This is a genomic window from Microbacterium thalassium, assembly GCF_014208045.1.
Lineage (GTDB): Bacteria > Actinomycetota > Actinomycetes > Actinomycetales > Microbacteriaceae > Microbacterium > Microbacterium thalassium.
Window position 1 is genome coordinate 2,727,446 of record NZ_JACHML010000001.1, and the last position, 25,124, is coordinate 2,752,569.

27 protein-coding genes and 1 tRNA gene are annotated in these 25,124 nt (G+C 70.5%); 8 read left to right on the top strand and 20 right to left on the bottom strand.

Features of this window, described 5'->3' with window-relative positions:
* The 4 genes from HD594_RS12645 to HD594_RS12660 are packed head-to-tail and all read right to left on the bottom strand — an operon-like array spanning position 1 to position 5,801.
* On the bottom strand, positions 1-1,806 hold the full coding sequence (locus tag HD594_RS12645; RefSeq protein WP_184751294.1) for an acetolactate synthase large subunit: 1,806 nt from the start codon (positions 1,804-1,806) through the stop codon (positions 1-3).
* 45 nt (positions 1,807-1,851) lie between these two features.
* Positions 1,852-3,558, bottom strand: a complete 1,707-nt coding sequence (gene ilvD / locus HD594_RS12650; protein ID WP_184751295.1) for a dihydroxy-acid dehydratase — start codon at positions 3,556-3,558, stop codon at positions 1,852-1,854.
* Positions 3,559-3,576: 18 nt separating this feature from the next.
* Entirely contained in the window at positions 3,577-4,374 is a 798-nt protein-coding gene (otsB, locus tag HD594_RS12655) for a trehalose-phosphatase (RefSeq protein ID WP_184751296.1), read from the bottom strand.
* Entirely contained in the window at positions 4,371-5,801 is a 1,431-nt protein-coding gene (locus tag HD594_RS12660) for an alpha,alpha-trehalose-phosphate synthase (UDP-forming) (protein WP_184751297.1), read from the bottom strand. The genes otsB and HD594_RS12660 overlap by 4 nt, the downstream gene beginning before the upstream one ends.
* Positions 5,802-5,881: 80 nt before the next feature.
* Between HD594_RS12660 and HD594_RS12665 the strand changes: the two genes are divergently transcribed.
* Positions 5,882-6,133 carry a hypothetical protein gene (locus HD594_RS12665; protein WP_184751298.1) on the top strand — a complete coding sequence of 84 codons (252 nt, stop codon included), beginning with the start codon at positions 5,882-5,884 and terminating at the stop codon, positions 6,131-6,133.
* 13 nt (positions 6,134-6,146) lie between these two features.
* Here HD594_RS12665 and HD594_RS12670 read toward each other — a convergent pair whose 3' ends face one another.
* Genes HD594_RS12670 through HD594_RS12680 form a run of 3 tightly spaced genes read right to left on the bottom strand, consistent with a single transcriptional unit; the run spans position 6,147 to position 8,766 of the window.
* Positions 6,147-7,334 carry an acetyl-CoA C-acetyltransferase gene (locus HD594_RS12670; RefSeq protein ID WP_184752847.1) on the bottom strand — a complete coding sequence of 396 codons (1,188 nt, stop codon included), beginning with the start codon at positions 7,332-7,334 and terminating at the stop codon, positions 6,147-6,149.
* Positions 7,334-7,987 (bottom strand): 3-oxoacid CoA-transferase subunit B, encoded by a 654-nt coding sequence (locus HD594_RS12675; RefSeq protein WP_184751299.1) that lies wholly within the window; start codon positions 7,985-7,987, stop codon positions 7,334-7,336. The genes HD594_RS12670 and HD594_RS12675 overlap by 1 nt, the downstream gene beginning before the upstream one ends.
* A gap of 2 nt (positions 7,988-7,989) precedes the next feature.
* Positions 7,990-8,766, bottom strand: a complete 777-nt coding sequence (locus tag HD594_RS12680) for a CoA transferase subunit A (protein WP_184751300.1) — start codon at positions 8,764-8,766, stop codon at positions 7,990-7,992.
* Between the two features lie 115 nt (positions 8,767-8,881).
* Between HD594_RS12680 and HD594_RS12685 the strand changes: the two genes are divergently transcribed.
* On the top strand, positions 8,882-9,673 hold the full coding sequence (locus HD594_RS12685) for an IclR family transcriptional regulator (RefSeq protein WP_184751301.1): 792 nt from the start codon (positions 8,882-8,884) through the stop codon (positions 9,671-9,673).
* 10 nt (positions 9,674-9,683) lie between these two features.
* Here HD594_RS12685 and HD594_RS12690 read toward each other — a convergent pair whose 3' ends face one another.
* The 10 genes from HD594_RS12690 to HD594_RS12735 form a co-directional block, all read right to left on the bottom strand.
* The gene (locus HD594_RS12690; RefSeq protein ID WP_246414038.1) at positions 9,684-10,613 is read right to left on the bottom strand and encodes an alpha/beta hydrolase; all 930 of its coding nucleotides are present in this window, start codon (positions 10,611-10,613) and stop codon (positions 9,684-9,686) included.
* The gene (locus HD594_RS12695; protein WP_184751302.1) at positions 10,598-11,350 is read right to left on the bottom strand and encodes a 3-hydroxybutyrate dehydrogenase; all 753 of its coding nucleotides are present in this window, start codon (positions 11,348-11,350) and stop codon (positions 10,598-10,600) included. Before HD594_RS12695 ends, HD594_RS12690 begins: the two co-directional genes overlap by 16 nt.
* A complete protein-coding gene (locus HD594_RS12700) occupies positions 11,347-12,030 on the bottom strand; it encodes a TetR/AcrR family transcriptional regulator (RefSeq protein WP_184751303.1) in 684 nt (227 codons plus the stop codon). Before HD594_RS12700 ends, HD594_RS12695 begins: the two co-directional genes overlap by 4 nt.
* The gene (locus HD594_RS12705) at positions 12,014-13,579 is read right to left on the bottom strand and encodes a class I adenylate-forming enzyme family protein (protein WP_184751304.1); all 1,566 of its coding nucleotides are present in this window, start codon (positions 13,577-13,579) and stop codon (positions 12,014-12,016) included. The genes HD594_RS12700 and HD594_RS12705 overlap by 17 nt, the downstream gene beginning before the upstream one ends.
* Positions 13,576-14,718 carry a branched-chain amino acid ABC transporter permease gene (locus tag HD594_RS12710; protein WP_184751305.1) on the bottom strand — a complete coding sequence of 381 codons (1,143 nt, stop codon included), beginning with the start codon at positions 14,716-14,718 and terminating at the stop codon, positions 13,576-13,578. The genes HD594_RS12705 and HD594_RS12710 overlap by 4 nt, the downstream gene beginning before the upstream one ends.
* A complete protein-coding gene (locus tag HD594_RS12715) occupies positions 14,715-15,590 on the bottom strand; it encodes a branched-chain amino acid ABC transporter permease (RefSeq protein WP_184751306.1) in 876 nt (291 codons plus the stop codon). Before HD594_RS12715 ends, HD594_RS12710 begins: the two co-directional genes overlap by 4 nt.
* The gene (locus HD594_RS12720; RefSeq protein ID WP_184751307.1) at positions 15,587-16,300 is read right to left on the bottom strand and encodes an ABC transporter ATP-binding protein; all 714 of its coding nucleotides are present in this window, start codon (positions 16,298-16,300) and stop codon (positions 15,587-15,589) included. Before HD594_RS12720 ends, HD594_RS12715 begins: the two co-directional genes overlap by 4 nt.
* Complete coding sequence (locus HD594_RS12725) at positions 16,297-17,061, bottom strand: ABC transporter ATP-binding protein (RefSeq protein ID WP_184751308.1); 765 nt, start codon at positions 17,059-17,061, stop codon at positions 16,297-16,299. The genes HD594_RS12720 and HD594_RS12725 overlap by 4 nt, the downstream gene beginning before the upstream one ends.
* A gap of 22 nt (positions 17,062-17,083) precedes the next feature.
* Positions 17,084-18,280, bottom strand: coding sequence for a substrate-binding domain-containing protein (locus HD594_RS12730; RefSeq protein ID WP_184751309.1), 1,197 nt, complete (start codon positions 18,278-18,280; stop codon positions 17,084-17,086).
* 200 nt (positions 18,281-18,480) lie between these two features.
* A tRNA-Lys gene (locus HD594_RS12735) sits at positions 18,481-18,556 on the bottom strand.
* Between the two features lie 93 nt (positions 18,557-18,649).
* On the opposite strand from HD594_RS12735, the gene HD594_RS12740 reads away from it, so the two are divergent.
* Complete coding sequence (locus tag HD594_RS12740; protein WP_184751310.1) at positions 18,650-19,480, top strand: inositol monophosphatase family protein; 831 nt, start codon at positions 18,650-18,652, stop codon at positions 19,478-19,480.
* A gap of 26 nt (positions 19,481-19,506) precedes the next feature.
* On the top strand, positions 19,507-20,082 hold the full coding sequence (locus HD594_RS12745) for a hypothetical protein (protein WP_184751311.1): 576 nt from the start codon (positions 19,507-19,509) through the stop codon (positions 20,080-20,082).
* A 27-nt stretch (positions 20,083-20,109) separates the two neighbouring features.
* Here HD594_RS12745 and HD594_RS12750 read toward each other — a convergent pair whose 3' ends face one another.
* A complete protein-coding gene (locus HD594_RS12750; RefSeq protein ID WP_221446962.1) occupies positions 20,110-20,649 on the bottom strand; it encodes an NUDIX hydrolase in 540 nt (179 codons plus the stop codon).
* 5 nt (positions 20,650-20,654) lie between these two features.
* A complete protein-coding gene (locus tag HD594_RS12755; protein ID WP_184751313.1) occupies positions 20,655-21,008 on the bottom strand; it encodes a DUF2200 domain-containing protein in 354 nt (117 codons plus the stop codon).
* 80 nt (positions 21,009-21,088) lie between these two features.
* On the opposite strand from HD594_RS12755, the gene HD594_RS12760 reads away from it, so the two are divergent.
* Genes HD594_RS12760 through HD594_RS12775 form a run of 4 tightly spaced genes read left to right on the top strand, consistent with a single transcriptional unit; the run spans position 21,089 to position 24,197 of the window.
* On the top strand, positions 21,089-21,799 hold the full coding sequence (locus HD594_RS12760; protein ID WP_184751314.1) for an alpha/beta fold hydrolase: 711 nt from the start codon (positions 21,089-21,091) through the stop codon (positions 21,797-21,799).
* A 43-nt stretch (positions 21,800-21,842) separates the two neighbouring features.
* Positions 21,843-22,253, top strand: a complete 411-nt coding sequence (locus HD594_RS12765; RefSeq protein WP_184751315.1) for a hypothetical protein — start codon at positions 21,843-21,845, stop codon at positions 22,251-22,253.
* Positions 22,254-22,306: 53 nt separating this feature from the next.
* Positions 22,307-22,846, top strand: coding sequence for a YaeQ family protein (locus HD594_RS12770; RefSeq protein WP_184751316.1), 540 nt, complete (start codon positions 22,307-22,309; stop codon positions 22,844-22,846).
* Positions 22,847-22,868: 22 nt separating this feature from the next.
* Complete coding sequence (locus HD594_RS12775; RefSeq protein WP_184751317.1) at positions 22,869-24,197, top strand: flavin monoamine oxidase family protein; 1,329 nt, start codon at positions 22,869-22,871, stop codon at positions 24,195-24,197.
* 16 nt (positions 24,198-24,213) lie between these two features.
* On the opposite strand, the gene HD594_RS12780 is transcribed toward HD594_RS12775, so the two are convergent.
* Entirely contained in the window at positions 24,214-25,071 is an 858-nt protein-coding gene (locus HD594_RS12780; protein WP_184751318.1) for an aldo/keto reductase, read from the bottom strand.
* Positions 25,072-25,124: the final 53 nt, after the last annotated feature.

Sequence of the window (25,124 nt, forward strand, 5' to 3'; positions counted from 1 at the left end):
TCAGTCCTCCTGCTCGTTGAAGGCGGGCGAGTGGTTGCGCGCGTACTGCACGTAGCTGTTGCTGACGCCCTGCGGAACCATCGGCCACACCATCGCGTCGGCGCTCACGACGAAGTCGATCACCACGGGGCGGTCGTTCGTCTCGAGCGCGGTCTTGATCGCGGCATCCACCTCGTCCTCCGTCTCGACGCGCAGCGCGAGGCAGCCGTAGGCCTCGGCCAGCTTGACGAAGTCCGGGATGTGGACGGTGCCGTGCCCGGTGTTGAGGTCGGTGTTCGAGTGCCGGCCCTCGAGGAACAGCGTCTGCCACTGACGGACCATGCCCAGCGACGAGTTGTTGATGATCGCGACCTTGATCGGGATGTCGTTGATGACGCAGGTCGCCAGCTCCTGGTTCGTCATCTGGAAGCATCCGTCGCCGTCGATCGCCCACACCACACGCTCGGGGTCGGCGACCTTGGCGCCCATGGCCGCGGGGACCGCATAGCCCATCGTGCCGGCGCCGCCGGAGTTCAGCCACGAGTTCGGCCGCTCGTACTTGATGAACTGGGCCGCCCACATCTGGTGCTGCCCCACGCCCGCGGCGTAGATCGCGTCCGGGCCGGTCAGCTCGCCGATCCGCTGGATCACGTACTGGGGCGCGAGCAGGCCGTCCTCGGTCGGGGCGTAGCCCAGCGGGAACTCGGTGCGCAGGCCGTCGAGGAACGCCCACCACGGGTCGAGGTCGGCCCGGTCCTCGGCCGCCGCGCTGGAGTACGCGGTGGCGAGATCGACCAGAACGTCCTTGAGGTCGCCCACGATCGGGACGTCGGCTGTGCGGATCTTCGAGATCTCGGCCGGGTCGATGTCGACGTGCACGACCTTCGCGTTCGGCGCGAACTGATCGGACTTGCCCGTGACCCGGTCGTCGAAGCGGGTGCCGAGGGCGACGAGGAGGTCGGCCTCCTGCAGCGCGAGCACCGCCGGCACCGTCCCGTGCATCCCGGGCATGCCGAGGTGCTGCGGGTGCGAGTCCGGGAACGCGCCGCGGGCCATGAGCGTGGTCACCAGCGGTGCACCCGTGGCCTCGGCGAGGGCGCGGAGCTCTTCGGACGCCTTCGCGCGGATCACACCGCCCCCGACATAGAGCACGGGCTTCTGAGCCGCCGCCAGCATCTGGGCGGCCGCGCTGATCTGCTTGCCGTGCGCCTTGGTGACGGGTCGATAGCCGGGCAGGTCGAGCTTGGGCGGCCACGCGAACGGGGCGGACGCCTGCTGCGCGTCCTTGGTGATGTCCACCAGGACCGGGCCGGGGCGGCCCGTGCTCGCGATCTCGAACGCAGCGGCGATGGCGGCGGGGATCTCCTCGGCGGTCTTGACCAGGAACGAGTGCTTGGTGACCGGCATCGTGATGCCGACGATGTCGGCTTCCTGGAACGCATCCGTCCCCATCAGGTGGCTGAACACCTGGCCGGTGATGCACACCAGCGGCACGGAGTCCATGTAGGCGTCGGCGATGGCGGTGACGAGGTTGGTCGCTCCCGGTCCCGACGTCGCGATCGCGACGCCGGTGCGCCCGGTCGCCGACGCGTAGCCTTCCGCGGCGTGGCCGGCCCCCTGCTCGTGGCGCACGAGGTAGTGCCGCACGGCGGGGTCGTCCATCAGCGGGTCGTAGACGGGCATGATCGCGCCGCCGGGGATGCCGAACACGTCGGTGACCCCCAGCAGCTCGAGCGAGCGGACGACCGCCTGGGCTCCCGTGAGCACGGGCGCGGACGCGGTGCGAGCGGGGGGCCGGGGCACGGCCGTCATCGGTTCGGCAGGCATGGTGAAGATCCTCTATGACTCGGAGGGTTTGTGTCTGGACGCCGTTCAGCCCGTGACGGCGCCCTGGGCTGCAGAGCGCACGAGACGGGAGTACTTGGCAAGGACGCCACGGGTATAGCGCGGGGGAAGGGGCTCCCAGCCGTCCCGGCGGGAGCTCAGCTCTGCGTCGTCGACGAGTAGGTCGAGAGTGCGAGCCGCGATATCGACCCGTATCAGATCACCATCGCGCACGAAGGCGATCGGACCAGCGTCCACCGCTTCGGGTGCTATGTGGCCGATGCACAGGCCGGTTGTGCCGCCTGAGAATCTGCCGTCCGTCAAGAGTAGTACATCTTTTCCGAGCCCAGCGCCCTTGATGGCGGCGGTGATCGCGAGCATCTCGCGCATGCCGGGGCCGCCCTTGGGGCCCTCGTAGCGGATGACCACCACGCTGCCCGCCTCGATCTCGCCGGCGGCGAGGGCGTCGAGCGCCCCGCGCTCGCGCTCGAAGACGCGGGCCGGGCCCTCGAAGACGCTGGCGTCGAAGCCCGCCGTCTTCACGACGGCCCCCTCGGGGGCGAACGAGCCATGCAGGATCGTGAGCCCGCCCGTGGCGTGGATCGGATCGTCGAGCGTGTGCACGACCTCTCCGTCGATGGGGTCGGGGTCGAGGTCGGCGAGGTTCTCTGCGAGCGTCTTCCCGGTGACCGTCAGCGCATCGCCGTGGAGGAGTCCCTCGTCGAGCATCGCCTTCATGATGACCGGGATGCCGCCGTGACGGTCGACGTCGTTCATGACGTACTTGCCGAACGGCTTCATATCGGCGATGTGGGGCACCTTGTCGCCGATGCGGTTGAAGTCGTGCAGGCTCAGCTCCACCTCGGCCTCGTGTGCGATGGCGAGCAGGTGAAGCACCACGTTCGTCGAGCCGCCGAGCGCCATCGCCAGCGCGATCGCGTTCTCGAACGCCTCCTTGGTGAGGATGTCGCGCGTGGTGATCCCCTGGCGCAGCAGGTTCACCACGGCCTCGCCGGAGCGGTGCGCGAAGTAGTCGCGGCGGCGGTCGGCCGCGGGAGGCGCGGCCGAGCCCGGAAGGCTGAGCCCGAGGGCCTCGGCGACGGATGCCATCGTGTTGGCGGTGTACATGCCGCCGCACGCGCCCTCACCCGGTGCGAACGAGCACTCGATGCGCTTGAGGTCCTCCTCGCTCATGCGTCCGGCCAGACATGCGCCGACGCCCTCGAACGAGTCGATGATCGTGATGTCCTTCTCGGTGCCGTCCGAGAGCTTGACGAACCCGGGCGCGATCGACCCCGCGTAGAGGAACGCGCTGGACAGATCCAGGCGCGCCGAGGCCATCAGCATGCCGGGGATCGACTTGTCGCAGCCGGCGAGCAGCACGGTGCCGTCCAGCCGCTCGGCCTGGACGACGGTCTCGACCGAGTCGGCGATGACCTCGCGCGACACGAGGGAGAAGTGCATGCCCTCGTGGCCCATCGAGATGCCGTCCGAGACCGAGACGGTGCCGAACTGGAGCGGGTAGCCGCCGCCGGCGTGGACGCCTTCCTTGGCGCCCTGGGCGAGTCGATCCAGGCTCAGGTTGCAGGGGGTGATCTCGTTCCAGCTGGACGCGATGCCGATCTGGGGCTTGTCCCAGTCGGCGTCGCCCATGCCGACGGCGCGGAGCATGCCGCGCGACGTGGTCGCCTCGATTCCGTCGGTGACGACGCGACTGCGGGGTTTGATGTCGATGTTGCTGTTCGACTCAGGCATTCTCGAAGTCTATTCCCGTCAGGCGTCCCGGTTCTGCTCTATGACCCGCGTCCGCGCAAGTGCGGACAGCATGTCCGCGAACGCGGGAATGTCGGGCACGATGACGGTCGCGGCGGTGTCGTCGCGCGAGCCGACGTGCACGCCGACGTCGCCGGGTCCGAGACTGCGCAGCGCGTCCTCGTCGGTGACGTCGTCGCCGGCGAACAGCGCGGCGTCGGCATCCGTCATCCCGCGCAGATCCGCGACCGCGGAGTCCTTGCCCTCGTGGCGGAACGCGTACTCGACGATGTTGTGTCCCGTGCGCCGGCGCCAGTGCGGGGCTTCGGCGGCGACGATGGCGTCGACCGCATCGTTCGCGGCGCTGCTCGTGGCCGCGTCGGCGGTGCGCGTGTGGACGCCGAACCCGAACGCCTTGGGCTCGATCCACACACCGTCCATTCCGGCGGTGGCCGCCTCGGCGTGCTCTCGCAGCGTGTCGCGCAGGGCGACGTGCTCGGCGTCGTCGAGGACGCCGACCGGTCCCTCCCCCGGCACCCACAGCTCGGCTCCGTGGGATCCGGCGAGGTAGATGCGCGAGTCGTCGCCGTGCTCGGAGATGACGCGCAGGTCGCCGAGGGTGCGCCCCGACACCAGCGCCACGACCGTGCCCGGTGCGTCCAGCAGCGCCTCCACCGCACGGCGCGACTCGGGCAGCATGCGCGCCGTCATCGGCTCGTCGACGAGCGGTGACAGCGTGCCGTCGAAGTCGAGGGCGATCAGCAGCTTCGGGACGGCGGCCAGTCGGGCGATCGCGTCCGCAGCGGCATCCGCGCTCATGCCGACGCCTGCTCGCGCAGCTTGGCCTGGCGCGCGACATCCAGCGCGTCGAGGTTGTCGCGCGTCCAGCGCGCGACGTCGTTCTCGAGCACCTTGCGGCGCAGGGCCCGCATGCGCCGCCCCTGCTCGGCGGCGGGCATGTCGATCGCGCGGACGATGGCGTCCTTCATGCCGTCGATGTCGTGCGGGTTGATGCGCACGGCGCTCGCGAGCTCGTCGGCGGCGCCGGCGAACTCGCTCAGCACGAGCACGCCGCGGTTGTCGAGCCGCGTGGCGACGTACTCCTTCGCGACGAGGTTCATGCCGTCGCGCAGCGCCGTGACGAGCATGACGTCGGCCGCGAGGAACAGCGCCACCATCTCCTCGCGGGGATAGGACTGGTGCAGGTACCGGATCGCGGTGTTGGTCATCGTGTCGAATTGGCCGTTGATGCGTCCGACGGTCAGTTCGATCTCGTCGCGCAGCTGGGCGTAGGCCTGCACGCGCTCGCGGCTGGGGCTCGCGACCTGAACCAGGGTGACGTCGCCCACTTCGACGCGACCGTCCTCGAGCAGCTCGCCGAACGCCTTCATGCGGTGGCGGATGCCCTTGGTGTAGTCGAGCCGGTCGACGCCGAGCAGGATCTTCTTGGGGTTGCCCAGGCTCTCGCGGATCTCGGCCGCGCGCGCCTGGATGTCCGGACGCTCGGCGAGTTCGATGTACCCGTCCGCGTCGATCGAGATCGGGAAGGCCTTCGCCAGCGCGATGCGGTGCCCGCCGTCCTGGAGCGGGATCGTGATGCCCGAGGCCTTGGTCGTGTAGTGGTGGATGCGGCGCACGGCGCGCGCGAAGTTGCCGGCATCCGCCACTCGCTGGAACCCGATGACGTCGGCGCCCAGCAGTCCGTCGATCACCTGGCGTCGCCAGGGAAGCTGCGAGTAGAGCCCGTATGCGGGGAACGGAATGTGGTGGAAGTAGCCGATCGTGAGGTCGGGCCGCAGCTCGCGCAGCATGCGCGGCACGAGCTGCAGCTGGTAGTCCTGCACCCAGACCGTCGCGCCGTCGGCCGCCGCGGCGGCGGCCGCCTCCGCGAACCGCCGGTTCACGCGGACGTAGCTGTCCCACCACACGCGTCGATAGCGGGGAGCGGCGATGACGTCGTGATAGAGCGGCCAGATCGTGTCGTTCGAGAATCCCTCGTAGTAGTTCTCGAGATCGTCGGACGAGAGCTTCACCGGGACGAGGAGCGTGCCGTCGAAGTCGAACGGCTCGACGTCGAGGTCGGCGCGCCCGGGCCAGCCGACCCATGCACCGTCGACCTTCTTCATCACCTGCTCGAGCGCGGTGACGAGCCCTCCCGGCGAGCGGCGCCAGCTGTCGCCTCCGGGTCCGGTCACCCGATCGACAGGGAGTCGATTGGCGACGACGACGAAATCTGCGGTGGTCACGGGGCCTCCCGGATCGAGCTTTCCGTCTGCCAGGCTAACAGCGCCGTGCTCCCGGCCGTTCCTGCCGCTAGCGTGGGTGCATGCGCACCTACCTGTTCACGACCGGTCTGTTCAGCGCCATCTCCGGCGCCTCCACCCTGTTGCGCTCGCTGCGCGAGGAGCAGTTCACGTGGCGCACGGCGCTGGGCTGGCTCAGCTGGGGCATCAGCGTCGCCCTCGTCGTGGGCGCCATCGTCGACGTGCGGCGCGCACGGCACGGCGTCCTCGCACCCGAAGACTCTCCGATCTCCGGGCACGAGGCCGCCATCATGCGCCGTCATCTGCGCGGCTGATCCGGGCTGCCTCTCAGCGGGTGAGGATGAGCGCGTCGCCCTGACCGCCGCCGCCGCACAGCGACACCGCTGCCGTCCCGCCTCCCCGGCGGACCAGTTCGTGCACGGCGTGCACGACGAGACGGTTGCCGGAGGCCCCGATGGGGTGGCCGAGCGCGATGCCGCCGCCGTGCGGGTTCACGATGTCGTCGGACAGCCCGAGTTCGCGCTGCGAGCGGGCGACGACCGCGCCGAACGCCTCGTTGATCTCGACGACGTCGAGGTCGGCGGGGGTGATGCCCTGCTTGGCGCAGGCCTTCTCGATCGCGCGCGCCGGCTGGGCGTGCAGCGAGTTGTCGGGTCCGGCGACCTGGCCCGCAGCGCCGACGACCGCGAGGACGTCCCATCCGTTCTCGTCCGCGTGCGCGCGCGTCGTCAGCACGACCGCCGATGCGCCGTCCGAGATCTGCGACGAGTTGCCCGCGGTGATCGAGCCGTTGCCCGCGAACGCCGGACGCAGACCCGCGAGCGTCTCGACGGTGGTCGAGGGGCGGATGCCCTCATCCCGCGTCACGACGACGGGGTCGCCCTTGCGCTGCGGGATCTCGACCGGGACGATCTCGGGCTCGAAGACCCCGGCGTCCGTCGCGGCGGCCGCGCGCTGGTGCGAGCGGGCGGCGACGGCATCCTGGTCCTCGCGCGTGATCTCGAGGCGCTCGTTGTGCCGCTCGGTCGACGCGCCCATGCTCTCGCAGTCATACGCATCCGTGAGGCCGTCGTAGGCCATGTGGTCGAGCACCTCGATCGAGCCGTACGACCAGCCCTCGCGCGAGCCCATCAGCATGTGCGGGGCGCGCGTCATCGACTCCATGCCGGCGGCGACCACGACCGTCGCGTCGCCGAGGGCGAGCATGCGCGCCGCGTCGATGACGGCCGTCAGGCCCGACAGGCACACCTTGTTGACGGAGCCGGCGTGGACGTTCCACGGGATGCCGGCGCCGATGGCCGCCTGGCGCGCGGGGTTCTGCCCGGCACCGGCCGCCAGCACCTGCCCGACGAGCACGGCGTCGACGGCATCGGCCGGGATGCCGCCCTTCTCGAGCGCGCCGCGGATGGCGGCGCTGCCCAGCTGCACCGAGGTGAGCGACGCCAGCTGGCCCTTCAGCCGCCCCTGGGGCGTGCGGGCCGCGGCGACGATGACGATGTCGTCGCTGATGTTCATCATGCCTCCACCGTGAGTGCGTTCGAGACGGTCAGTTCGGGCTCGGTCGCCGCGATGACCTCGTCGACCGAGACGCCCGGCGCGGTCTCGACGAGGACGAGTCCGTCGTCGGTGACGTCGATGACGGCGAGGTCGGTGATGATGCGGTCGACGACGCCGCGGCCGGTCAGCGGCAGCGAGCACGAGTTCACGATCTTGGCCGAGCCGTCCTTCGCGACGTGCTCCATGAGCACGATGACCTTGCCGGCGCCGTGGACGAGGTCCATCGCGCCGCCGGGGCCCTTGACCATCTTGCCGGGGATCATCCAGTTGGCGAGGTCGCCGGTCGCCGACACCTGCATGGCGCCGAGGATGGCGGCGTCGATCTTGCCGCCGCGGATCATGCCGAAGCTGGTCGCCGAGTCGAAGTACGCCGCGCCCGGGAGCACCGTGACGGTCTCCTTGCCGGCGTTGATGAGGTCGGGATCCACGTTCTCCTCGGTCGGGTAGGGCCCGACGCCGAGGATGCCGTTCTCGGACTGCAGCACGACCGTGACGCCCGCGGGGACGTAGTTCGGCACGAGCGTGGGCAGGCCGATGCCGAGGTTGACGTATGCGCCGTCGGCGAGCTCCGCCGCCGCGCGCGCGGCCATCTCATTGCGGGTGAGTGCCATGTTCAGGCTCCTTCCGTGGCGGTGACGGTTCGGCGCTCGATGCGCTTCTCGATGCCGCTGCCCACCTCGACGATGCGGTGGACGTAGATGCCGGGCAGGTGGATGGTGTCGGGGTCGAGCTCGCCCGGCTCGACGAGCTCCTCGACCTGCGCGATGCACACGCGGCCGGCCATTGCGGCGAGCGGGTTGAAGTTGCGCGCGGCCTTGTTGAAGACGAGGTTGCCGTGGCGATCGCCGCGGAGGGCGTGGACGAGGGCGAAGTCGGTGACGATCGCCTCTTCGAGCACGTAGTCGCGATCGCGGCCGCTCACGTCGAAGGTGCGCACGTCCTTGACGGGCGACGCCACGGCGATCGAGCCGTCCGGGCTGTACCTGCGGGGCAGTCCGCCCTCGGCGACCTGGGTGCCGACGCCGGTCTGCGTGAAGAACGCCGCGATGCCGGATCCGCCGGCGCGCAGCTTCTCGGCGAGCGTGCCCTGCGGCGTGAGCTCGAGCTCGAGCTCGCCCGAGAGGAACTGCCGCTCGAACTCCTTGTTCTCGCCGACGTACGACGAGGTCATCTTGCGGATGCGCTTGGCGTTCAGCAGGACGCCCAGCCCCCAGTCGTCGACGCCGCAGTTGTTGCTGACGATGCTGAGGTCGCTCGTGCCCTGCGCGAGCAGCGCCTCGATGAGGGCGATGGGATTGCCGGACAGTCCGAATCCGCCGACGGCCAGCGAGGCTCCGTCGGGGATGTCGGCGACGGCCTCGGCCGCAGACGTCCAGGTCTTGTCGATCACGTGTGCTCCTTTGCTCAAACGCGCGCGGTGATTCAGGTCCCATCCTCACCCGCCGCTGCGCGCACCGCATCCCGGCGTTTGCCATGTGGAGGATCCGATCGATAGTGTCCATATCGTGGACAGCACGGATTCTGCGCGATCGGTGCCTGGGGCGCAGTCGGTCGCCCGCGCGGCGCGCCTGCTGCGCCTGGTGACCTCGGCAGGGAACGACGGCGGCAGCGTCGCCGATCTCGCACGCCAGGCCGACCTCACGCGTCCGACCGCGCACCGGCTGCTCACGGCGCTGCGCAACGAGGGCCTCGTCGACCAGGACGAGTCGACCGGCCGCTGGATGCCGGGGCCCGAGCTGTACCTCATGGGCAGCGTCGCGGCATCCCGCTACGACATCACCGGCGTCGCGCGCGACATCGTGCGCTCGCTCGCGGTGCGCACCGAGGAGAGTGCGTTCCTGTCGGTCCGCCGCGGCGACGAGACGGTGTGCCTCGTGCGCGAAGAGGGCAGCTTCCCCATCCGCTCGTTCGTGCTGTCGGAGGGGGTGCGCTTTCCGCTCGGCGTGGCGTCGGCGGGACTCGCGATCCTCGCCTTCCTGCCGCCTCACGATGTGGACAGCTACTTCGCCCGCCACCCCGAGCTCAGCGATGCGTGGGGCGCGTCCCACAGCGAGAGCCGGCTGCGCGCACGACTCCGCGAGACGCAGGCGCGAGGGTTCGCGGTGAACCCCGGCCTGATCGTCGAGGGCAGCTGGGGCATGGGAGCGGCGGTGTTCACCCGCGAGGGGCACCCGCAGTGGGCGCTGAGCCTCACCGGCGCCGAGTTCCGCTTCCCGCCCGAGCGGGTCGCGGAACTCGGGCGCACGCTGCTGGCCCATGCGCACCAGCTGACGACGCGCGTGGCGGCGGCGCGCTGACGTCGCGGCGCTACACGCGCGCGTCGACGGCGGCGAGCTCCTCCTGGACGGCGGCGGCGACGACCTCGGCGCCCGCATCCGACATCACGATCGTGTAGTGGTTGAGGCCGGCATCGACCCGCTCGTGCTGAACGGACGGGTAGGCCGCCAGCATCCGCTCGATGTGCTCGGGAGCGTACAGACCGGGAGGCTCGTTCTGCAGACCGCGCGGGACGGTGATGAGGCGGACCGGGTGCGCGATGGCCGCGAGGGCCTCCGGAAGGGCGGATCCGGTGTTCATGTCGACGGTGTCGTCCGCCGTCGTGCGGTAGCTCGTCGCCGGGCGGAACGCCCCCTCGCCGTCGTCGACGAGGTCGTAGGCGAGGTAGCGCTCGAGGTCGTCCGACCACGCCTCGCCGAACGCCGGGTGCTTGCGCCAGAAGTCGAGGTACTCCCCCACGTCGGCGAACCGCATCGACAGACGCTGCGCGGTCGGTCCGAGGATGCCGGCCACCAGGGTGTCGGTGTCGAGTCCCGCGGGCACGTCGAGCGGCAGGCCGCCGTCGACCAGCAGCACGCGCGACACGCGCTCGGGATGCCGGTGGGCGAAGACGAGCGAGACAAAGCCGCCCATCGAGTGGCCGACGACGACGGTCCGGTCGATCCCGACGGCGTCGAGCAGGGCGGCGAGGTCGTCGGCGTGGGCGGCCATGCCCGCAGCGCCCTCGATGCCGTTGCTGCGGCCACGGCCGCGAAGGTCGGGCGCCACGATGCGCACGCCCGGGAGGCGCCGCGCGACGAACGGCCAGGCCAGGTGCGACGAGGTGATGCCGTGGACGGCCAGGACGGTCGGATTCCCCTCTGCGGGCTCCGTGGGCTCCCACACGCCGGCGTGCAGCAGACCCCCGTCGACGGGGACGTCGATCTCGCGATAGTCGTGACCCGTCATCGTGCGGTCCATCCGCCGTCCATCGTGTACGACGCACCCGTGACCATGCCGGCCTTGTCCGACACGAGCCAGCCCGCCAGCGACGCGACCTCGTCGGCCTCGACGAGGCGCTTGACGGCCGTCTCGGTGAGCATGATCTTCTCGACGACCTCGCTCTCGGGGATGCCGTGGACCTTCGCCTGGTCGGTGATCTGCTTCTCGACCAGCGGTGTGCGGACGTATGCGGGGTTGATGCAGTTGCTGGTGACGCCGTGCGCGCCGCCCTCGAGCGCGGTCACCTTCGACAGTCCCTCGAGTCCGTGCTTGGCCGACACGTAGGCCGACTTGTACGCGGAGGCGCGCAGCCCGTGGGCGCTCGAGATGTTCACGATCCGACCCCAGCCGCGCTCGTACATCTTCGGCAGCGCGGCACGGATCAGCAGGAACGGCGACTCGAGCATGAGGCGCAGGATGAGCCGGAAGGCGTCGGGGTCGAAATCCTCGATCGGGCTCACCCGCTGGATGCCGGCGTTGTTCACGAGGATGTCGATGTCGAGCTCGAGCGTGTCCAGCGCGGCCGTGTCGGCCAGATCCGCGACCCACGCCTCGCCGCCGAGTTCGGCGGCGGCGGCGTTCGCGGCTTCTGCGTTGAAGTCCGCGATGATCACGTGCGCGCCGCGCGCGGCGAACTCCTGCGCGCACGCGAGTCCGATGCCGCTGGCACCGCCCGTGACGAGGGCGCGCTTGCCGGCCAGGTCCTGTTCGATCATCCTTGATCCTCCTGTGGTGCTCGCGGAGCGAGGGCGTTGTCGATGAAGCGTGAGATGGCGTCGAAGACGGCCGGGTCGAGCTCAGCGGGCGGGCGGCCGTGTGCATCGCGCTCCCACAGGAGGAAGCGCATGCCGATCAGCTCGCCCATGCCCATGAGGGCCCACGCGGTGGTCGCGGGGTCGAGCGCCGGGTCGACGTCGCCGACCTCCTGCGCCGCCCGCAGGCCCGCCTCGTACCCTTCGACGATGCGCGTGTAGTGCAGGCGCAGCACCTCGGGCGAGACGAACTCGGCCTCGCGCACGACGCGGTACAGCGCCGGGTGCTCGGCGGTGAAGCGGAAGAATCCGGCGAATCCGGCGCGCTCGGCCTCGAGCCGCGAGGACGCGCCCTCCATCGCCTCGGACATCGAGTGCCGCACGCGTCGGTTGAGGTCGATCACGAGCGCCTCGAAGATCGACTGCTTCGAGTCGAAGTAGAGGTAGAACGTGCCCAGCCCGATCCCCGCACGCTCGGTGATCTTCACGATCGAGGCCTCGTGGTAGCCCTGCTCCGCGAAGACGATCTCGGCCGCCTCGAGGAGGCGCCGCCGCGTCGCCTCGCCGCGCTTGGTGAGGGGCCTGCCGGTGGCCGGCGAGATCAGCTCCTGGTCCTCGTCGGCGATGTCATCGTGAAGGCTCATGCTCTTCCTCCCCCATCAGCCGGAGCGCGCGCTCGCGCAGCCGGGGCCTGGCCACCTTCTCGATCGTGGCGCGCGGCAGCTCCGTCACGAACTCGACGCGGATCGGCACCTTGAACGCCGCGAGGTTCCGGCGCGCGTGCGCCATGACCTCGTCGACCGAGAGCACCGCTCCCCGCGCGGGGACGACGAACGCGACCCCGCGCTCGCCCCACACCGGATCGGGGACGCCGACGACGGCCGCCTGATCGATGAGCGGATGCAGACGCAGCGCGTGCTCGACCTCGGCCGGGGCGACGTTCTCGCCGCCCGAGATGAAGATGTCCTTGAGCCGGTCGACGATGCGATACGTGCCGGTCGCGTCGCGGTGCGCGAGATCGCCGGTGCGCAGCCAGCCGTCCACGAACGCGGCCTCGGTCGCCTCGGGATCGCCGAGGTACTCGGCGAACACGCTCGGGCCGCGCACCCACAGCTCGCCGGTCGCTTCGCCCTCGAGCACCAGACCGGTCTCGGGGTCGGCGAGGACGGCCGAGACATGCGCGTACGGACGCCCCACGGCGCCCGGGTGGCTCTCGGCCTCGGTCGCCGGCAGGTGCAGGACGTTCGGCGCCGCCTCGGTGAGCCCGTACCCCTGGGTGAGCGCGACGTCCCGGTCAGCCCACTGCTGCCGCACGGCATCCGACATCGTCGAACCGCCGACCAGCGCGATGCGCAGCGACGACACGTCGGCGTCCCGCCAGCTGTCGTCCCGGCCGAGCATCGCGTACTGCGTCGGCACGCCCATCATCGATGTGACGCCGCGGTCGGCGATCAGGCGCAGCGCCCGCTCGGGCTGGAACGAGCGCTCGAGCACCACGGTCGCCCCGACCCACCAGGCCAGCAGCGGCTGGCAGTTCCAGGCGGCGACGTGGAACTGGGGAAGCACCGCCAGGACGACGTCGTCCTTCGTCAGGGGCAGCGCCTGGGCGAGCGCCAGGTTCGTCCAGAAGCAGTTCGCGTGCGTGAGCACGACGCCCTTCGGCGCAGCCTCGCTGCCGGAGGTGAAGATGATCATCAGCGGGTCGTCGTCGCGCACCGGGCGGGGCGTCACGCGGTCGGCCGCCTCGGGGATCGCCGCCTCGACCCCGGTGGTGCCGAGAGCGACCATCAGCGGCGGCTCGGTCATGGATCGCAGCGACGCGTCGGCGAGCGAGCGGTACTCCTCCTCCACCAGCAGCAGCGCGGGGTCGGTCCGTGCGATGACGTCCGCGAGCTCTCGCGGCGTCAGCCGCCACGACAGCGGCACGAACGCGACGCCGGACAGAGCGCATGCGAAGAACGCCACGACATGGTCGCTGGAGTTGCCCGACACCGTCGCGAACCGGTCCCCCGGTCCGTAGCCGGCGGCGCGGAAGCGGTCGGCCAGCCCCGTCGCGCGGCCGGCGAGCGTGGCGTAGTCCATCGACACGCCCCGGTCGTCGATCGCCACACGGCGGGGCGAGGCGGCGGCGCGGTCGATCAGCCAGCGGCCGATCGTGTGCGCACCGTCGTCGAGGCCGTCCTCCCACGTCATACGCGGGCCTCCTCCCGGATGACCTCGTCCTCGGCGTCGTCGAGCGTGTGCAGGCTGGAGCGCGTGTGCTCGCCGCGCCGGCGGCGTGCGATCTTGTCGACCGTGCCCGCGATGCCGCCCGGCAGGAACATCACCACGAGGATGAACAGCGTTCCGAGCAGGAACAGCGGCTCCGACAGCGGGATGCGCAGGATCTCGGGCAGCGACTCGATGGCCTCGGATCCGGCCAGCACGGTCAGGCGCTGGTCGAGCAGCGTGTACAGCACGCCTCCCACGATGGCACCCCACCGGAAGCCCACGCCACCGAGAACGACCATCACGAGGACGGTGATCGTCAGATCTGCCGACACCGATCGCGGCACGGTTCCCGACTGGAGCAGCATGTACGCCACGCCCGCGAGGCTCGCCAGGGCGGCGGCGACCACGAACACGACGAGCCGGACGAGGTAGGGGCTGAGCCCCAGGACGCGCACGCGCTGCTCGTTCTCGCGCGTGGCCCGCGCCAGGTGGCCGAGCCGCGACGTGTCGACCCACAGGGCGACGAGGTACACGATGACGAGCACCGCGAGGCTGAACCAGTACAGGTTGCGGGTGTTGATGACGCCGATGAGGAACTCCGGGACGCCGTCGGTGTTGAGGCTCAGGCCCTCTTCACCGCCGGTGACGTCGGAGTTGCGCCGGACGAGCACGGAGCCGGCCTGCGCGAAGGCGAGCGTCACCATCGCGAACGGGATGCCCGAGACGCGCATCGAGACGGCGCCGGTCGCGAGGGCGATCACCATGCCGCCGATGAGCGCGATGAACACGCCCGGCCAGAGCGGCACGCCGAAGTGCTCGAGTGCGATGCCGAGCCCGTAGGCGCCGGCGCCGAAGTACAGCGCGTGGCCGAACGAGAGCATGCCGGCCGAGCCCAGCAGCAGGTTGTACGACAGCGCGAGCGCCGCGAACACCATGCACAGCGACAGCAGCGCGAGGGCGCCCGGCTGGTACGTGGGCGTGGGCAGCAAGCCCGGGATGTCGATGTTCAGCAGCGGCAGGACGGCCATGAACGCCACGAGCGCGACGCCGACCGCGACCGGGATGTACCGGCGCCATCCCTCGACGGTGCGGGGGATCACGATGGAGCTGGTGGTGGTCATGCCTTCCTCCCGAGAAGTCCGGTCGGGCGTGCCAGGAGCACGACCGCCAGCAGGATGACGACGATGAAGTCGCCGGTCCCGCCGAGATACGTGTTCGCCACCTGCTGGAGCACCGCGACCAGCACCGAGGCGATGGCCGCTCCGGTGAGCGAGCCGAGACCGCCGACGACGGTGACGATGAAGGCGAAGATCAGCAGCGTCGCCCCCATGTGGGCAGACACGTAGCTGGTGTAGTGCATCGCCAGGACACCGCCGATGCCGGCTGCCGCGCCGCCGATCGCGAACACGAGGGTGAACGACTTGCGCACGTCGATGCCGAGCGCGGTGACCATCGACCGGTTCTCGACGCCGGCGCGGATGATCATGCCGTAGCGCGTCTTCTGGAGGAAGATCACGAGCGCTGCCAGCACGATGATCGCGGCGATGATGAGGATCCAGTACTTGTTCGGGATGCGGGCCCCGAGGATCTCGGTGGTCTGCGTCAGCCACGGCGGGCCCGCGATGTTGATCGCGTCGGAGCCCCACAGCCCTTCGAAGAGGGCCACGGCCGCGAGCGACAGGCCGACGGTGACGAGCACCTGTTCGATGTGCCGCTCGTAGAGCGGGCGGATCAGGACGAGTTCGGTCAACGTGGCGAAGACCGCGCCCACGACCGCTCCGACGAGGATCGACAGCAGGAACGAACCCCACGACGCGGTGCCGAGGGCCTGGGCCACGAACCAGCCCATGAACGCGCTCAGGGTGAGGAAGGCGCCGTGGGCGAAGTTCAGCACGTGCATGAGGCCGTAGATGAGGCTCAGTCCGCTGGCGACGAGGAAGTAGAGGGCGCCGAGGCCGACGCCGGTGACGAGGGTGAGGACGAGAGTGCTCATGCGTGGGTCTCCGCGTGGACGCCCAGCAGGCGCTGGGTGAGCTCGGGGTCGTCGAGGATCTCGAGGGTGGGCGCGGTGTGCACCACGCGGCCGCCGCTGATGACGATGGCGTCGGTCGCGAGGCGCCGCACGACATCGAGGTTCTGCTCGACGAGGAGGATGGGGACGGTCTTGGCCGCTTCGGCGAGCGCGTCGGCGACCTCGGTGACGATCTTCGGGGCGAGACCCTTGGTGGGCTCGTCGACGAGGAGCAGCTGGTTGTCGTTCATGAGCGCACGAGCGACCGAGACCATCTGCTGCTGCCCGCCCGAGAGGGTACCCGCGGGCTGGTCCTTGCGCGCGACCAGGTCGGGGAACAGGTCGGCGACGAACTCGCGGCGCGGGTTCTTCTGCCGCTCGGCCAGCGCGAGGTTCTCGGCGACGCTGAGCTTGGCGAAGACCTCGCGGTCCTCGGGCACGTATCCGACACCGCGCTGGACGATCTTGTGGGTGGGGAGCGTGTCGATCCGCTCCCCCGCGAGGCGGACTTCGCCGCGTCGGTGGATGAGGCCGAGGATGCCGCGCAGCGTCGACGTCTTCCCGACGCCGTTGCGGCCGAGCACCGCGGTGATGCCGGTGGCGGGGACCGAGAAGGTCACCTTCTCGACGACCTGCTGGCCGGCGATCGAGCACTTCAGGTCCGTGACCTCCAGGATGCTGCCGGCGCTCATGCCGCCGACCCCAGGTAGGCGCTCTGCACGATCGGATCCTCCATGATCTTCTGCGGTGTGTCGAAGGCGATGATGCTGCCGAAGTACATGACCGCGACCTTGTCGACGAGGCCCATGAGCACGTCGATGTGGTGTTCGACCATGAGCACGGTGCAGTTCTTCTCGCGCTGCATGTCCCGGATGTTCTCGACGAGTCCGGGGACGTCGCCGGAGCCGACGCCGGCCATCGGCTCGTCCAGGAGCACGAGCGACGAGTCGGTCACCAGCAGCACGGCGATCTCGAGCTTGCGCTTGTCGCCGTGCGAGATGTCGCCGGCGTAGGCGCCGGCCTTGTGTGCGAGTCCGACGATCTCGAGCGTCTCGAGGGCGCGCTGTGAAGCGGCGTCCGAGCGTCGGGGGAATCGGAAGAGGGAGCCCGATCCGCCCAGCGAGACCTGTGCGGCCAGCCGCACGTTCTCGAGGACGGTCAGGCGGGGGAACAGACTCGAGGTCTGGAATGTGCGCCCCAGTCCCGCCCGCGACCGCGCCGCCACGGACTGCGAGGTGACGTCTTCGCCGTTCATCAGGACGCGCCCGGCCGTGGGGGTCATCAGGCCGGAGACCACGTTGAAGAGCGTGGTCTTGCCTGCGCCGTTGGGGCCGATGACGCCCACGAGCGAACCCGCGGGGACGTCGAGGTCGACATCCTTCAGGATGGTCGCACCGCCGATCTGCAGGCCGAGGCCTTCGACGCGGAGTGCGGACGGGACTGAGGTGCTCATTGCTGTGCTGCCTGCCTCGGTGTTACTGCGCTTCGGCGGGGGCGACCGCGTCGGCGTCGGCGGTGTCGATCAGCTCGGGGATGAACGCGTCACCGTCCGCGACGAGCTTGACCTGGTACATCTCCTGGATGAGAGCGTGGTCGCTCGCACGGATGGTCATCGTGCCCTTCGGGCCCTCGAACTCCCAGCCCTCGAGCGATGCGATCATCGCGTCGACGTCGCCCTGGCCCTCTTCGATCGCGTGGACGATCATGAGCGCAGCGTTGAAGCCGTCGGGGCTGAAGAGGTCGGCCTCGCCGCCCTCGGCCTCGATCGCCTCGACCATCGCGTCGTTGACCTCGTTCGAGGGGCCACCCGAGAAGTAGTGGTTCAGGAAGTTGATCTTCTCGGATGCCTCGCCGTAGGCGCCGTAGGTGGCGATGTCGCCGAGGCCGGTCACGACCGGGATCTCGTCGAGGACGCCCTGCTGGCTCATCGCCTGCCACATCGCACCCGAGGTCGCACCGGCCCACGCCACGAAGACGAGGTCGGGGGAACCGTCGAGCACCTGCTGCGCGAACGGCGTGAACTCGGTGATGTCCTCGGCGACGAGGATCGAGTCGACCTCGGCGCCCTGGGCACCCAGGATCGCATCGACGGCGGCGAGGTTGCCCTGGCCGAACGCGGTGTCCTGCGCGAAGACGGTGACCGTCTTGCCCTCGATGTCGTCGAGGAAGGTACCGGCCGTGGCGACGTCCTGCGCGCTCTGGCGGCCCGAGCGGAACGTGTACTCGTTGACGCCCGTGATCGCGTCGGCGGCAGCCGGACCCGAGATGTAGAGCACCTTGTTCTGGTCGGCCTGCTCGGCGACCGAGAGCGCGACGCCCGACGAGACCGTGCCGGCGATGATGTTGACGCCGGAGCCGATGAGCTCCTTGACGGCCGTGACCGCCTTGTCCGCGTCACCGCCGTCGTCGCGGTACTCGACGTTGATCGTCGTGCCGTTGATCTCGCCCGTGCCGTCGGTGGCGTAGTCGAGACCGGCCTTGAAACCGTCGAGGTACTGCTCGCCGTAGCTGGCCAGCGCGCCCGACTCGCTCGTGACGATGCCGACCGTGACCTCGGCCATGACGTCGTCGGTGGTCTCGGAGCCCGAGTCGCTCGTCGGCGCGCACGCCGCAAGGACGAGCGCTGTCGCGGCAACCGCGGACCCCAGGAGGAACTTCTTCGTAACCCGCATGTGCGTGCCTTTCACCATTGGAAGGGGTACAACCTGAAATCCGATTCAGGTCGTGGCAAATGTAGGCAGAAACCGGACGCGGGGTCAAGCCGCACCGCACTCGGCGTGTCGGTCGTTACCGTTTCGCGACCTTCGCCGCCGTCGTCCGCAGCGCCCGCAGACGCAGAAGAGCGGCCCCGTCCGGGACCGCTCTTCGTGTGTGGTGCGCCCCCAGGGACTTGAACCCTGAACCCACTGATTAAGAGTCAGTTGCTCTGCCGATTGAGCTAGAGGCGCGTCGTCCGCCTCGCGGCGAACCGAGGAATTACATTACCAGGCGATCGGCCACACGCGAAATCGAAGGCCCCTCACCCAGGTATCCTTGAGCTTGTGCCCCCCGCGCCCGACACAGCAGCCTTCGATGCGCCCTTCCACGGCGATCTCGCGGGCGACCTCGCCCTGGCGCTGCGGCTCGCCGACGCGGCGGACGCGGCGTCCATGGCGCGCTTCGACGCGGCCGATCTCGAGGTGAGCCTCAAGGCCGATGCGACCCACGTCACCGAGGCCGATCTCGCCACCGAACGGGCCATCCGCGAGCTGCTGACAGCCGAACGAGGGGCGGACGGGGTGTTCGGCGAGGAGTTCGGCCGCACGGGCGATTCCGCCCGGCAGTGGATCATCGATCCCATCGACGGCACCGCGAACTACCTCAAGGGCATCCCCATGTGGGCCACGCTCATCGCCCTCGAGATCGACGGGGTCCCGCGCGTGGGCGTCGTGAGCCAGCCGGCGATCGGCCGACGCTGGTGGGCCGCGACGGGCGAGGGCGCCTGGACGCGCACCGTCGACGGCGAGGTGCGCGGCATCCGCGTGTCGGACGTCGATTCGCTCGACGAGGCGAGCGCGAGCTTCCAGAGCATCGCCCAGTGGGACGACGCCGGTCATCTCGACGCCCTGATCCGCCTGTCGCGCGCCGTGTGGCGCGACCGCGGGTACGGCGACGCGTGGCCCTACATGCTGCTCGCCGAGGGCCGCCTCGAGTTCGTCGCCGAGTTCGACGTCAAGGAGTACGACATCGCGGCGCACGTCCCGATCGTCCACGAAGCGGGCGGCCGCTTCACCTCCTTCGACGGCGAAGACACGCTGTCGGCCCGTTCCGCCCTCGCCACCAACGGCGTCCTCCACCAGTCCTTCCTCGAGCTCGTCCACTCCCCCGATTGACCCCTACCCCCCTCCGGAGCCATTCGATGTCCTTCCCCCTCCGTCGCCTCGGCGCATCCGTCCTCGTCGCGGGCGCGATGCTCGCCGTGACCGCCTGCTCGACCGCAGCCGACCCCGAAGCAGAGCCCACCGCCGCGGTCTCCGAGACCCCCATCGCGGTAGCCGACGAGCCGGAGTCGACGCCCGAGCCGGCGCCGGCCGGCGACGCGACCGAGGTCACGTGCGAGTCGATGCTCCCCGCCTCGACCGTCGCCGACTTCGCCAGCATCGGCTGGACGTACCAGGAGCAGCCGTTCTGGGCGGGCGAGGTCGAGCTCGCCGACGGCGTGCTCTGCGTGTGGGCCGACTACGAGGCTCAGGCGGGCGATCACCTGCAGATGTTCGGCTGGTCGCCGATCGACGCCGACTCCGCCGTGACCGCGCAGGACAGCCTGCTCTCGCAGGGCTGGATCCGCGAGGAGGACGAGCAGGGCGTGTACATCACGGAGAACCCCGAGACAACGATCGCGACGGATGCCGACGGGTACGGGATGACGTTCCTGTTCGGCGACGGCTGGGTGAAGATGTCCGACACCAAGCAGGGGATCATCCTCGTCGGCTGATCGATCGCGCCGGCGCGGCGGCGGCCGTCAGGACGGTCGACCGCCGGGCGCCGCGGCCACCGCGTCGGCGAGCTCGCGCCAGAACAGGTCGAGCCGGTTCAGCCAGGGGCGCGCGAACAGCGCCTCCCGGCGCCGGCGATCGACCTCGGCGAGGGTGACCCACTCGGACGCCGCGACCTCCTCCGGCTGAGGCACGGGATCGACCGCGGCATCGAGGTGCACGACGTAGATGTCCACCAGCTGCGTCCGCTCGTGCGACCGGCCGACCGGCCGCAGGTGCGCGGGGTCGACCTGGATGCCGGCCTCCTCGCCGAGTTCGCGGGCGGCGGCGTCGCGGCTCGACTCGCCCGCGAGAGCGCTGCCGGCGGGGAACTCCCACTCCAGCGGAAACGTCTTGGTGGCGGCGCGCTGCGCCACGAGGAGCCGCCCGTCGGGGCCGACCGCCCAGGTCGCGGCGACGATGTGGAAGGTACCGTGGGGCAGGTCCGGGTCGGCGCGCGGATGCGTTCGGCCGAGGCGATTGCCCGCGGCATCCGTCAGATCCCACCACTCGCCGCCGGCCCCCATCGCGGTCACGCGCTCCGCAGGATCGAGGTCATCCTCTTGCCGCGGGCGACCTCGTCGACGAGCTTGTCCATGTAGCGGATCTTCTGCATGAGCGGATCGTCGATCTCTTCGACCCGGATGCCGCAGATCACGCCGGTGATGAGCGATGCGTTGGGGTTCATCCCCGGCGCCTGCGCGAAGAACGTGCGCATGTCGACCTCGTCGGCGATCGCCTCGCGGAGGCCCGCGTCGTCGTACCCGGTGAGCCACGTGATGACCTGGTCGACCTCGTCCTTCGTGTGCTCCTTGCGTTCGGCCTTCTGCACGTACAGCGGGTAGATGCTCGCGAAGCTCATGCCGTAGATGCGGTGCTCTGCCACGATCGGTGCTCCTTGCTCTCGAGACCGGAAACGGCCCTCTGACAGCGTACGAGACGCCCCGGACGTGGTTGCATGGTCGGATGCCGCTCCACGTCGACGTCCACGGCTCGGGCCCGCGCACCGCCGTGCTGCTGCACGGCATGATGGGCTCCGCCGAGAGCTGGTGGCGGATTTCGCCGCTCCTCGTCTCACGCGGATACCGCGTGCTCGCGGTCGACCTTCCCGGCCACGGGCTGTCACCGCGGGACGACCGCCTGACGATCCCCCGCGCGGCCGATGCCGTGGCCGACGCCGTCGATGCGCTGGGCGTGACGGGCGTCGACGTGGCCATCGGCCACTCGTTCGGCGGCCTCGTCCTCGCCGCCGGCGCGGAGCGCCTGCGGCCGGCGATCGCCGTGTACGTCGACTCGCCGTTCACCAGCCGCGGGGGCGCGGTCGCGGCCGACGTCACCGCCGAGTACGAGAACGCGCGTGCTCGGCGCACGGTCGCGGGGCTGCGCGCCACGCACCCGCTCTACGGCGAGGAGGACTGCAACGTCGAGGCGCGCGCGGCGGACCGGTTCGACGCGGCCACCGGTGCCGCCGTCGCGGCCGGCCCGGGCGGCTCCTGGCCGCCGGCTCCGGGATCGATCATGGTGCGCCCCGAGCCGAGCCGCTACGTCACGGCGGAGCAGGCGGCCGCGCTCGAGGCCGCGGGCGTGCAGGTGCGCAGCATCCCCGGCGCCTCGCACTCGGTCTGGTACGGACACTTCGACGAGTTCGTCGCGGCACTCCCCGAAGTCTTCGGCTGACACCGCGACGCGTGCCTAGCATGGGGAGTGGATGAGGAGGACGATGAGACGCACCCGGATGGCCCTCGGAGCGCTGGTCCTCGCGCTCGGGCTCACCGCCTGCTCGCAAGGAGCGCAGATGTCCGATCCCTCCGGCACGCCCGACCCCGTGAACCGGCCGACCTACATCACCGTCCCACCCGCCGCGGAGCCGTCGGGACAGCCGATCCAGCCGCCCGCCGCCTACTGGGATGCGGTCGTGGCCGACCTCGCCGAGCGCGGAGTGGACGGCACCCCCGAACTCGTCTCGGCGGAAGCCGTCACGTGGGGCGACGGGTCGCTCGGGTGCCCCGAGCCGGGCGTGGCGTACACCCAGGCGCTCGAGGAGGGCATGCGGGTCGTCGTCGAGGTCGACGGCGTCACGTACGACTACCGGTTCGGCTCCCAGCCCGTTCCGCGACTCTGCGAGGACTGACCTCCGTCGACCGCGGCGTGGGCGCGACCGATTCCCGCGTAGGCTCGGAGGCTATGGCCGCCGGCGCAACGATGCACACCTTCGCGATCCAATTGGCCGACGTGGACCGCGGCGTGTACGAGGATCTCTCGCTCCGCGTCGCGCGGCATCCGTCCGAGACCGACGCGTTCATGCTCACGCGCGTGCTCGCGTACTGCCTCGAGTTCGAGGACGGCATCGACTTCAGCGAGGGGATCTCGGCGACGGACCAGCCGGCTGTGCGGGTGCGCGATCTGACCGGCAGGCTTCTCGCGTGGATCGAGGTCGGCGCGCCGGATGCCGAGAAGCTGCACTCGGGCAGCATGCAGTCCGAGCGGGTCGCGGTGTACACGCATCGCGACCCGGCGAAGGTGGTGCTGCCGTGGGAGGGCAAGCGGATCCATCGGGCCGCCGACATCCCGCTCTACAGCTTCGACCGCGGCGTGATCGCCGACGCCGCCGCGCACATCGAGCGGCGCAGCGCCCTGACCCTGTCGGTCACCGAGCGGCGGATGTACCTCGAGCTCAACGGCGCGTCCTTCGAGTCGGATGTCCACGAGCAGCGGGTCGGCTGAGCTCGGAGCGAGAAGGCACGGAATGGAACACTTCGACACCATCGTCATCGGCGCCGGCGTGGCCGGGCTGACCGCCGCACGGCTCCTGAGCGCAGCCGGCCGCCGCGTCGTCGTCCTCGAGGCGCGCGACCGCGTGGGAGGACGCGTGTGGACGGATCGCACGGGCGGACTCGTCACCGACCGCGGGGCGTCCTGGATCCACGGCGTCACCGACTGCCCCGTCGCCGCGGCCGTCGAGGATCTCGGGATGCCCGCCGTCGAGTTCACCGTCGGCGCGTACCAGCCCGACAGCCGCCCGATCGCCTACTACGGACCGGACGGCAAGCGGCTGACGGATGCCGACGCCCGCGCGTTCGCGGCCGACATCCACGCTGTCGACGCGGACCTTCTGGGCGTGATCGCCGCCTCGAGGCCGGATGAGTCGTACCGGGACGTGACCGAGACCGCGCTGGCGGCCCAGGGATGGGATGCCGAGCGCACGCAGCGCGTTCGCGAGTACCTCGAGCACCGGAGCGAGGAGCAGTACGGCGCGTGGATCGAGGACCTCGCCGCGCACGCCCTCGACGACGATGTCGTGGACGGCGACGAGGTCGTCTTCCCCGAGGGGTACGACCGGCTTCCTGCGCACCTCGCCGACGGGCTCGACGTCCGACTCGAGCACGTCGTCTCGCACGTCGACTGGTCGGGCGGCCGCGCGGCCGTCACCAGCGACCGCGGGGCGTTCTCCGCCGACACGGTGATCGCGACGGTTCCGGTCGGCGTCCTGAGGTCGGACGCCTTCGTGATCGAGCCGCCTCTTCCCGAACCCGTCGCGGGGGCGCTCGACCGCATGGAGATGAACGCGTTCGAAAAGGTGTTCCTGCGGTTCCCGGCGAGATTCTGGGACGACGGTGTGTACGCCGTCCGCCAGCAGGGCCCGGAGAGCCGCTGGTGGCATTCCTGGTACGACCTCACCGCGCTGGACGGCACGCCGACGCTGCTGACGTTCGCCGCCGGCCCGGCTGCCCGCGAGACGCGCGAATGGGACGAGGATCGCGTCGTGGACTCGGTGATGGCGCAGCTGCGACGGCTGTTCGGCGACGACGTCCCGCAGCCGACCGGTGTCGTCATGACCGCCTGGCAGGACGACCCCTTCGCGCACGGCTCGTACGCGTACATGACCGTCGGCGGGGCGACCGCCGACCACGACGATCTCGCGACCCCGGTCGGCGGTGTGCTCCACATCGCCGGCGAGGCGACCTGGACGGACGATCCGGCGACGGTTCCGGCGGCCATGCACTCCGGCCACCGCGCGGCGGAGAACATCCTCGGGCACGCCATCGCGATCGAGCGGGCGTGGCGGGACCGCTGACCCGCTGAGGCGCCCGTCAGGGCAGCTGCGGAATGCGGAAGCGCGGCATGACCGCCGACATCAGCCAGCGCGGCATCCGCACCATCGGCCGGTTCCCGCCGAGAGCGTCGATGGCGGCCATCTGCTCGTCGGTGAGCGCGAAGTCGTCGATGTCGATGTTCGACGCGATGTGGGCCGGATTCGTGGACTTGGGGATCGCCACGAATCCGCGCTGGCGATGCCAGCGGAGGACGACCTGGACCGCGGATCTGCCGTGCGCCGCGGACGCCTCGACGATCGCGGGTTCGCCGAGCAGCCTCTTCGACCCGTGCCCGAGCGGGTACCACGCCTGGGCGACGATCTCGTTCTCGGCGAGGTAGGGAAGCAGCGCCGGCTGCTGCCAGTACGGGTGCAGTTCGATCTGGTCGACCACGGGCCGGATGCGCGCCGACGCGAGCAGCCGGTCGAGGTCGGACACGTCGAAGTTGCTCACGCCGATCGAGCGCACCGTGCCGCTATCGACGGCATCCTCCATCGCCTTCCACGCGCCGAGCACATCGCCGGCGGGCTGATGAAGCAGGAGCAGGTCGATGTGGCCGCAGTCGAGGCGCTCGAGTGCCCCGCGGATGGCGTCAGCCGACTTGCGGGCGCCGTAGTCGCCCGGCCAGAGCTTCGTCGTGAGGAAGATCTCCTCCCGGTCGACGCCCGAAGCGCGGATGCCGCGGCCGACCGCCCGCTCGTTGCGGTAGGCGTTGGCGGTGTCGATCAGCCGGTATCCGGCGTCGAGGGCCGTGGTGACGCTGGACTCGCACACGGCGGTGTCCGTCACGAGGAAGACCCCGAGCCCGGTCCGCGGGATGGCGGCTCCGTCGTTCAGGACGATGTTCGCGTTCATCCACAGCCCTCCCGGCGGCTCGACCGCTCGATCGCGGATCGCGTCGCCACCCT

Bases quoted from the DNA above. Each gene is read 5' to 3' on its own strand.
- HD594_RS12645 (WP_184751294.1), bottom strand. From the start codon at position 1,806: ATGCCTGCCGAACCGATGACGGCCGTGCCCCGGCCCCCCGCTCGCACC.
- ilvD (WP_184751295.1), bottom strand. From the start codon at position 3,558: ATGCCTGAGTCGAACAGCAACATCGACATCAAACCCCGCAGTCGCGTC.
- otsB (WP_184751296.1), bottom strand. From the start codon at position 4,374: ATGAGCGCGGATGCCGCTGCGGACGCGATCGCCCGACTGGCCGCCGTC.
- HD594_RS12665 (WP_184751298.1), top strand. From the start codon at position 5,882: ATGCGCACCTACCTGTTCACGACCGGTCTGTTCAGCGCCATCTCCGGC.
- HD594_RS12670 (WP_184752847.1), bottom strand. From the start codon at position 7,334: ATGAACATCAGCGACGACATCGTCATCGTCGCCGCGGCCCGCACGCCC.
- HD594_RS12675 (WP_184751299.1), bottom strand. From the start codon at position 7,987: ATGGCACTCACCCGCAATGAGATGGCCGCGCGCGCGGCGGCGGAGCTC.
- HD594_RS12690 (WP_246414038.1), bottom strand. From the start codon at position 10,613: ATGGACCGCACGATGACGGGTCACGACTATCGCGAGATCGACGTCCCC.
- HD594_RS12695 (WP_184751302.1), bottom strand. From the start codon at position 11,350: ATGATCGAACAGGACCTGGCCGGCAAGCGCGCCCTCGTCACGGGCGGT.
- HD594_RS12700 (WP_184751303.1), bottom strand. From the start codon at position 12,030: ATGAGCCTTCACGATGACATCGCCGACGAGGACCAGGAGCTGATCTCG.
- HD594_RS12705 (WP_184751304.1), bottom strand. From the start codon at position 13,579: ATGACGTGGGAGGACGGCCTCGACGACGGTGCGCACACGATCGGCCGC.
- HD594_RS12710 (WP_184751305.1), bottom strand. From the start codon at position 14,718: ATGACCACCACCAGCTCCATCGTGATCCCCCGCACCGTCGAGGGATGG.
- HD594_RS12715 (WP_184751306.1), bottom strand. From the start codon at position 15,590: ATGAGCACTCTCGTCCTCACCCTCGTCACCGGCGTCGGCCTCGGCGCC.
- HD594_RS12720 (WP_184751307.1), bottom strand. From the start codon at position 16,300: ATGAGCGCCGGCAGCATCCTGGAGGTCACGGACCTGAAGTGCTCGATC.
- HD594_RS12725 (WP_184751308.1), bottom strand. From the start codon at position 17,061: ATGAGCACCTCAGTCCCGTCCGCACTCCGCGTCGAAGGCCTCGGCCTG.
- HD594_RS12730 (WP_184751309.1), bottom strand. From the start codon at position 18,280: ATGCGGGTTACGAAGAAGTTCCTCCTGGGGTCCGCGGTTGCCGCGACA.
- HD594_RS12745 (WP_184751311.1), top strand. From the start codon at position 19,507: ATGTCCTTCCCCCTCCGTCGCCTCGGCGCATCCGTCCTCGTCGCGGGC.
- HD594_RS12750 (WP_221446962.1), bottom strand. From the start codon at position 20,649: ATGGGGGCCGGCGGCGAGTGGTGGGATCTGACGGATGCCGCGGGCAAT.
- HD594_RS12760 (WP_184751314.1), top strand. From the start codon at position 21,089: ATGCCGCTCCACGTCGACGTCCACGGCTCGGGCCCGCGCACCGCCGTG.
- HD594_RS12765 (WP_184751315.1), top strand. From the start codon at position 21,843: ATGAGACGCACCCGGATGGCCCTCGGAGCGCTGGTCCTCGCGCTCGGG.
- HD594_RS12770 (WP_184751316.1), top strand. From the start codon at position 22,307: ATGGCCGCCGGCGCAACGATGCACACCTTCGCGATCCAATTGGCCGAC.
- HD594_RS12775 (WP_184751317.1), top strand. From the start codon at position 22,869: ATGGAACACTTCGACACCATCGTCATCGGCGCCGGCGTGGCCGGGCTG.
- HD594_RS12780 (WP_184751318.1), bottom strand. From the start codon at position 25,071: ATGAACGCGAACATCGTCCTGAACGACGGAGCCGCCATCCCGCGGACC.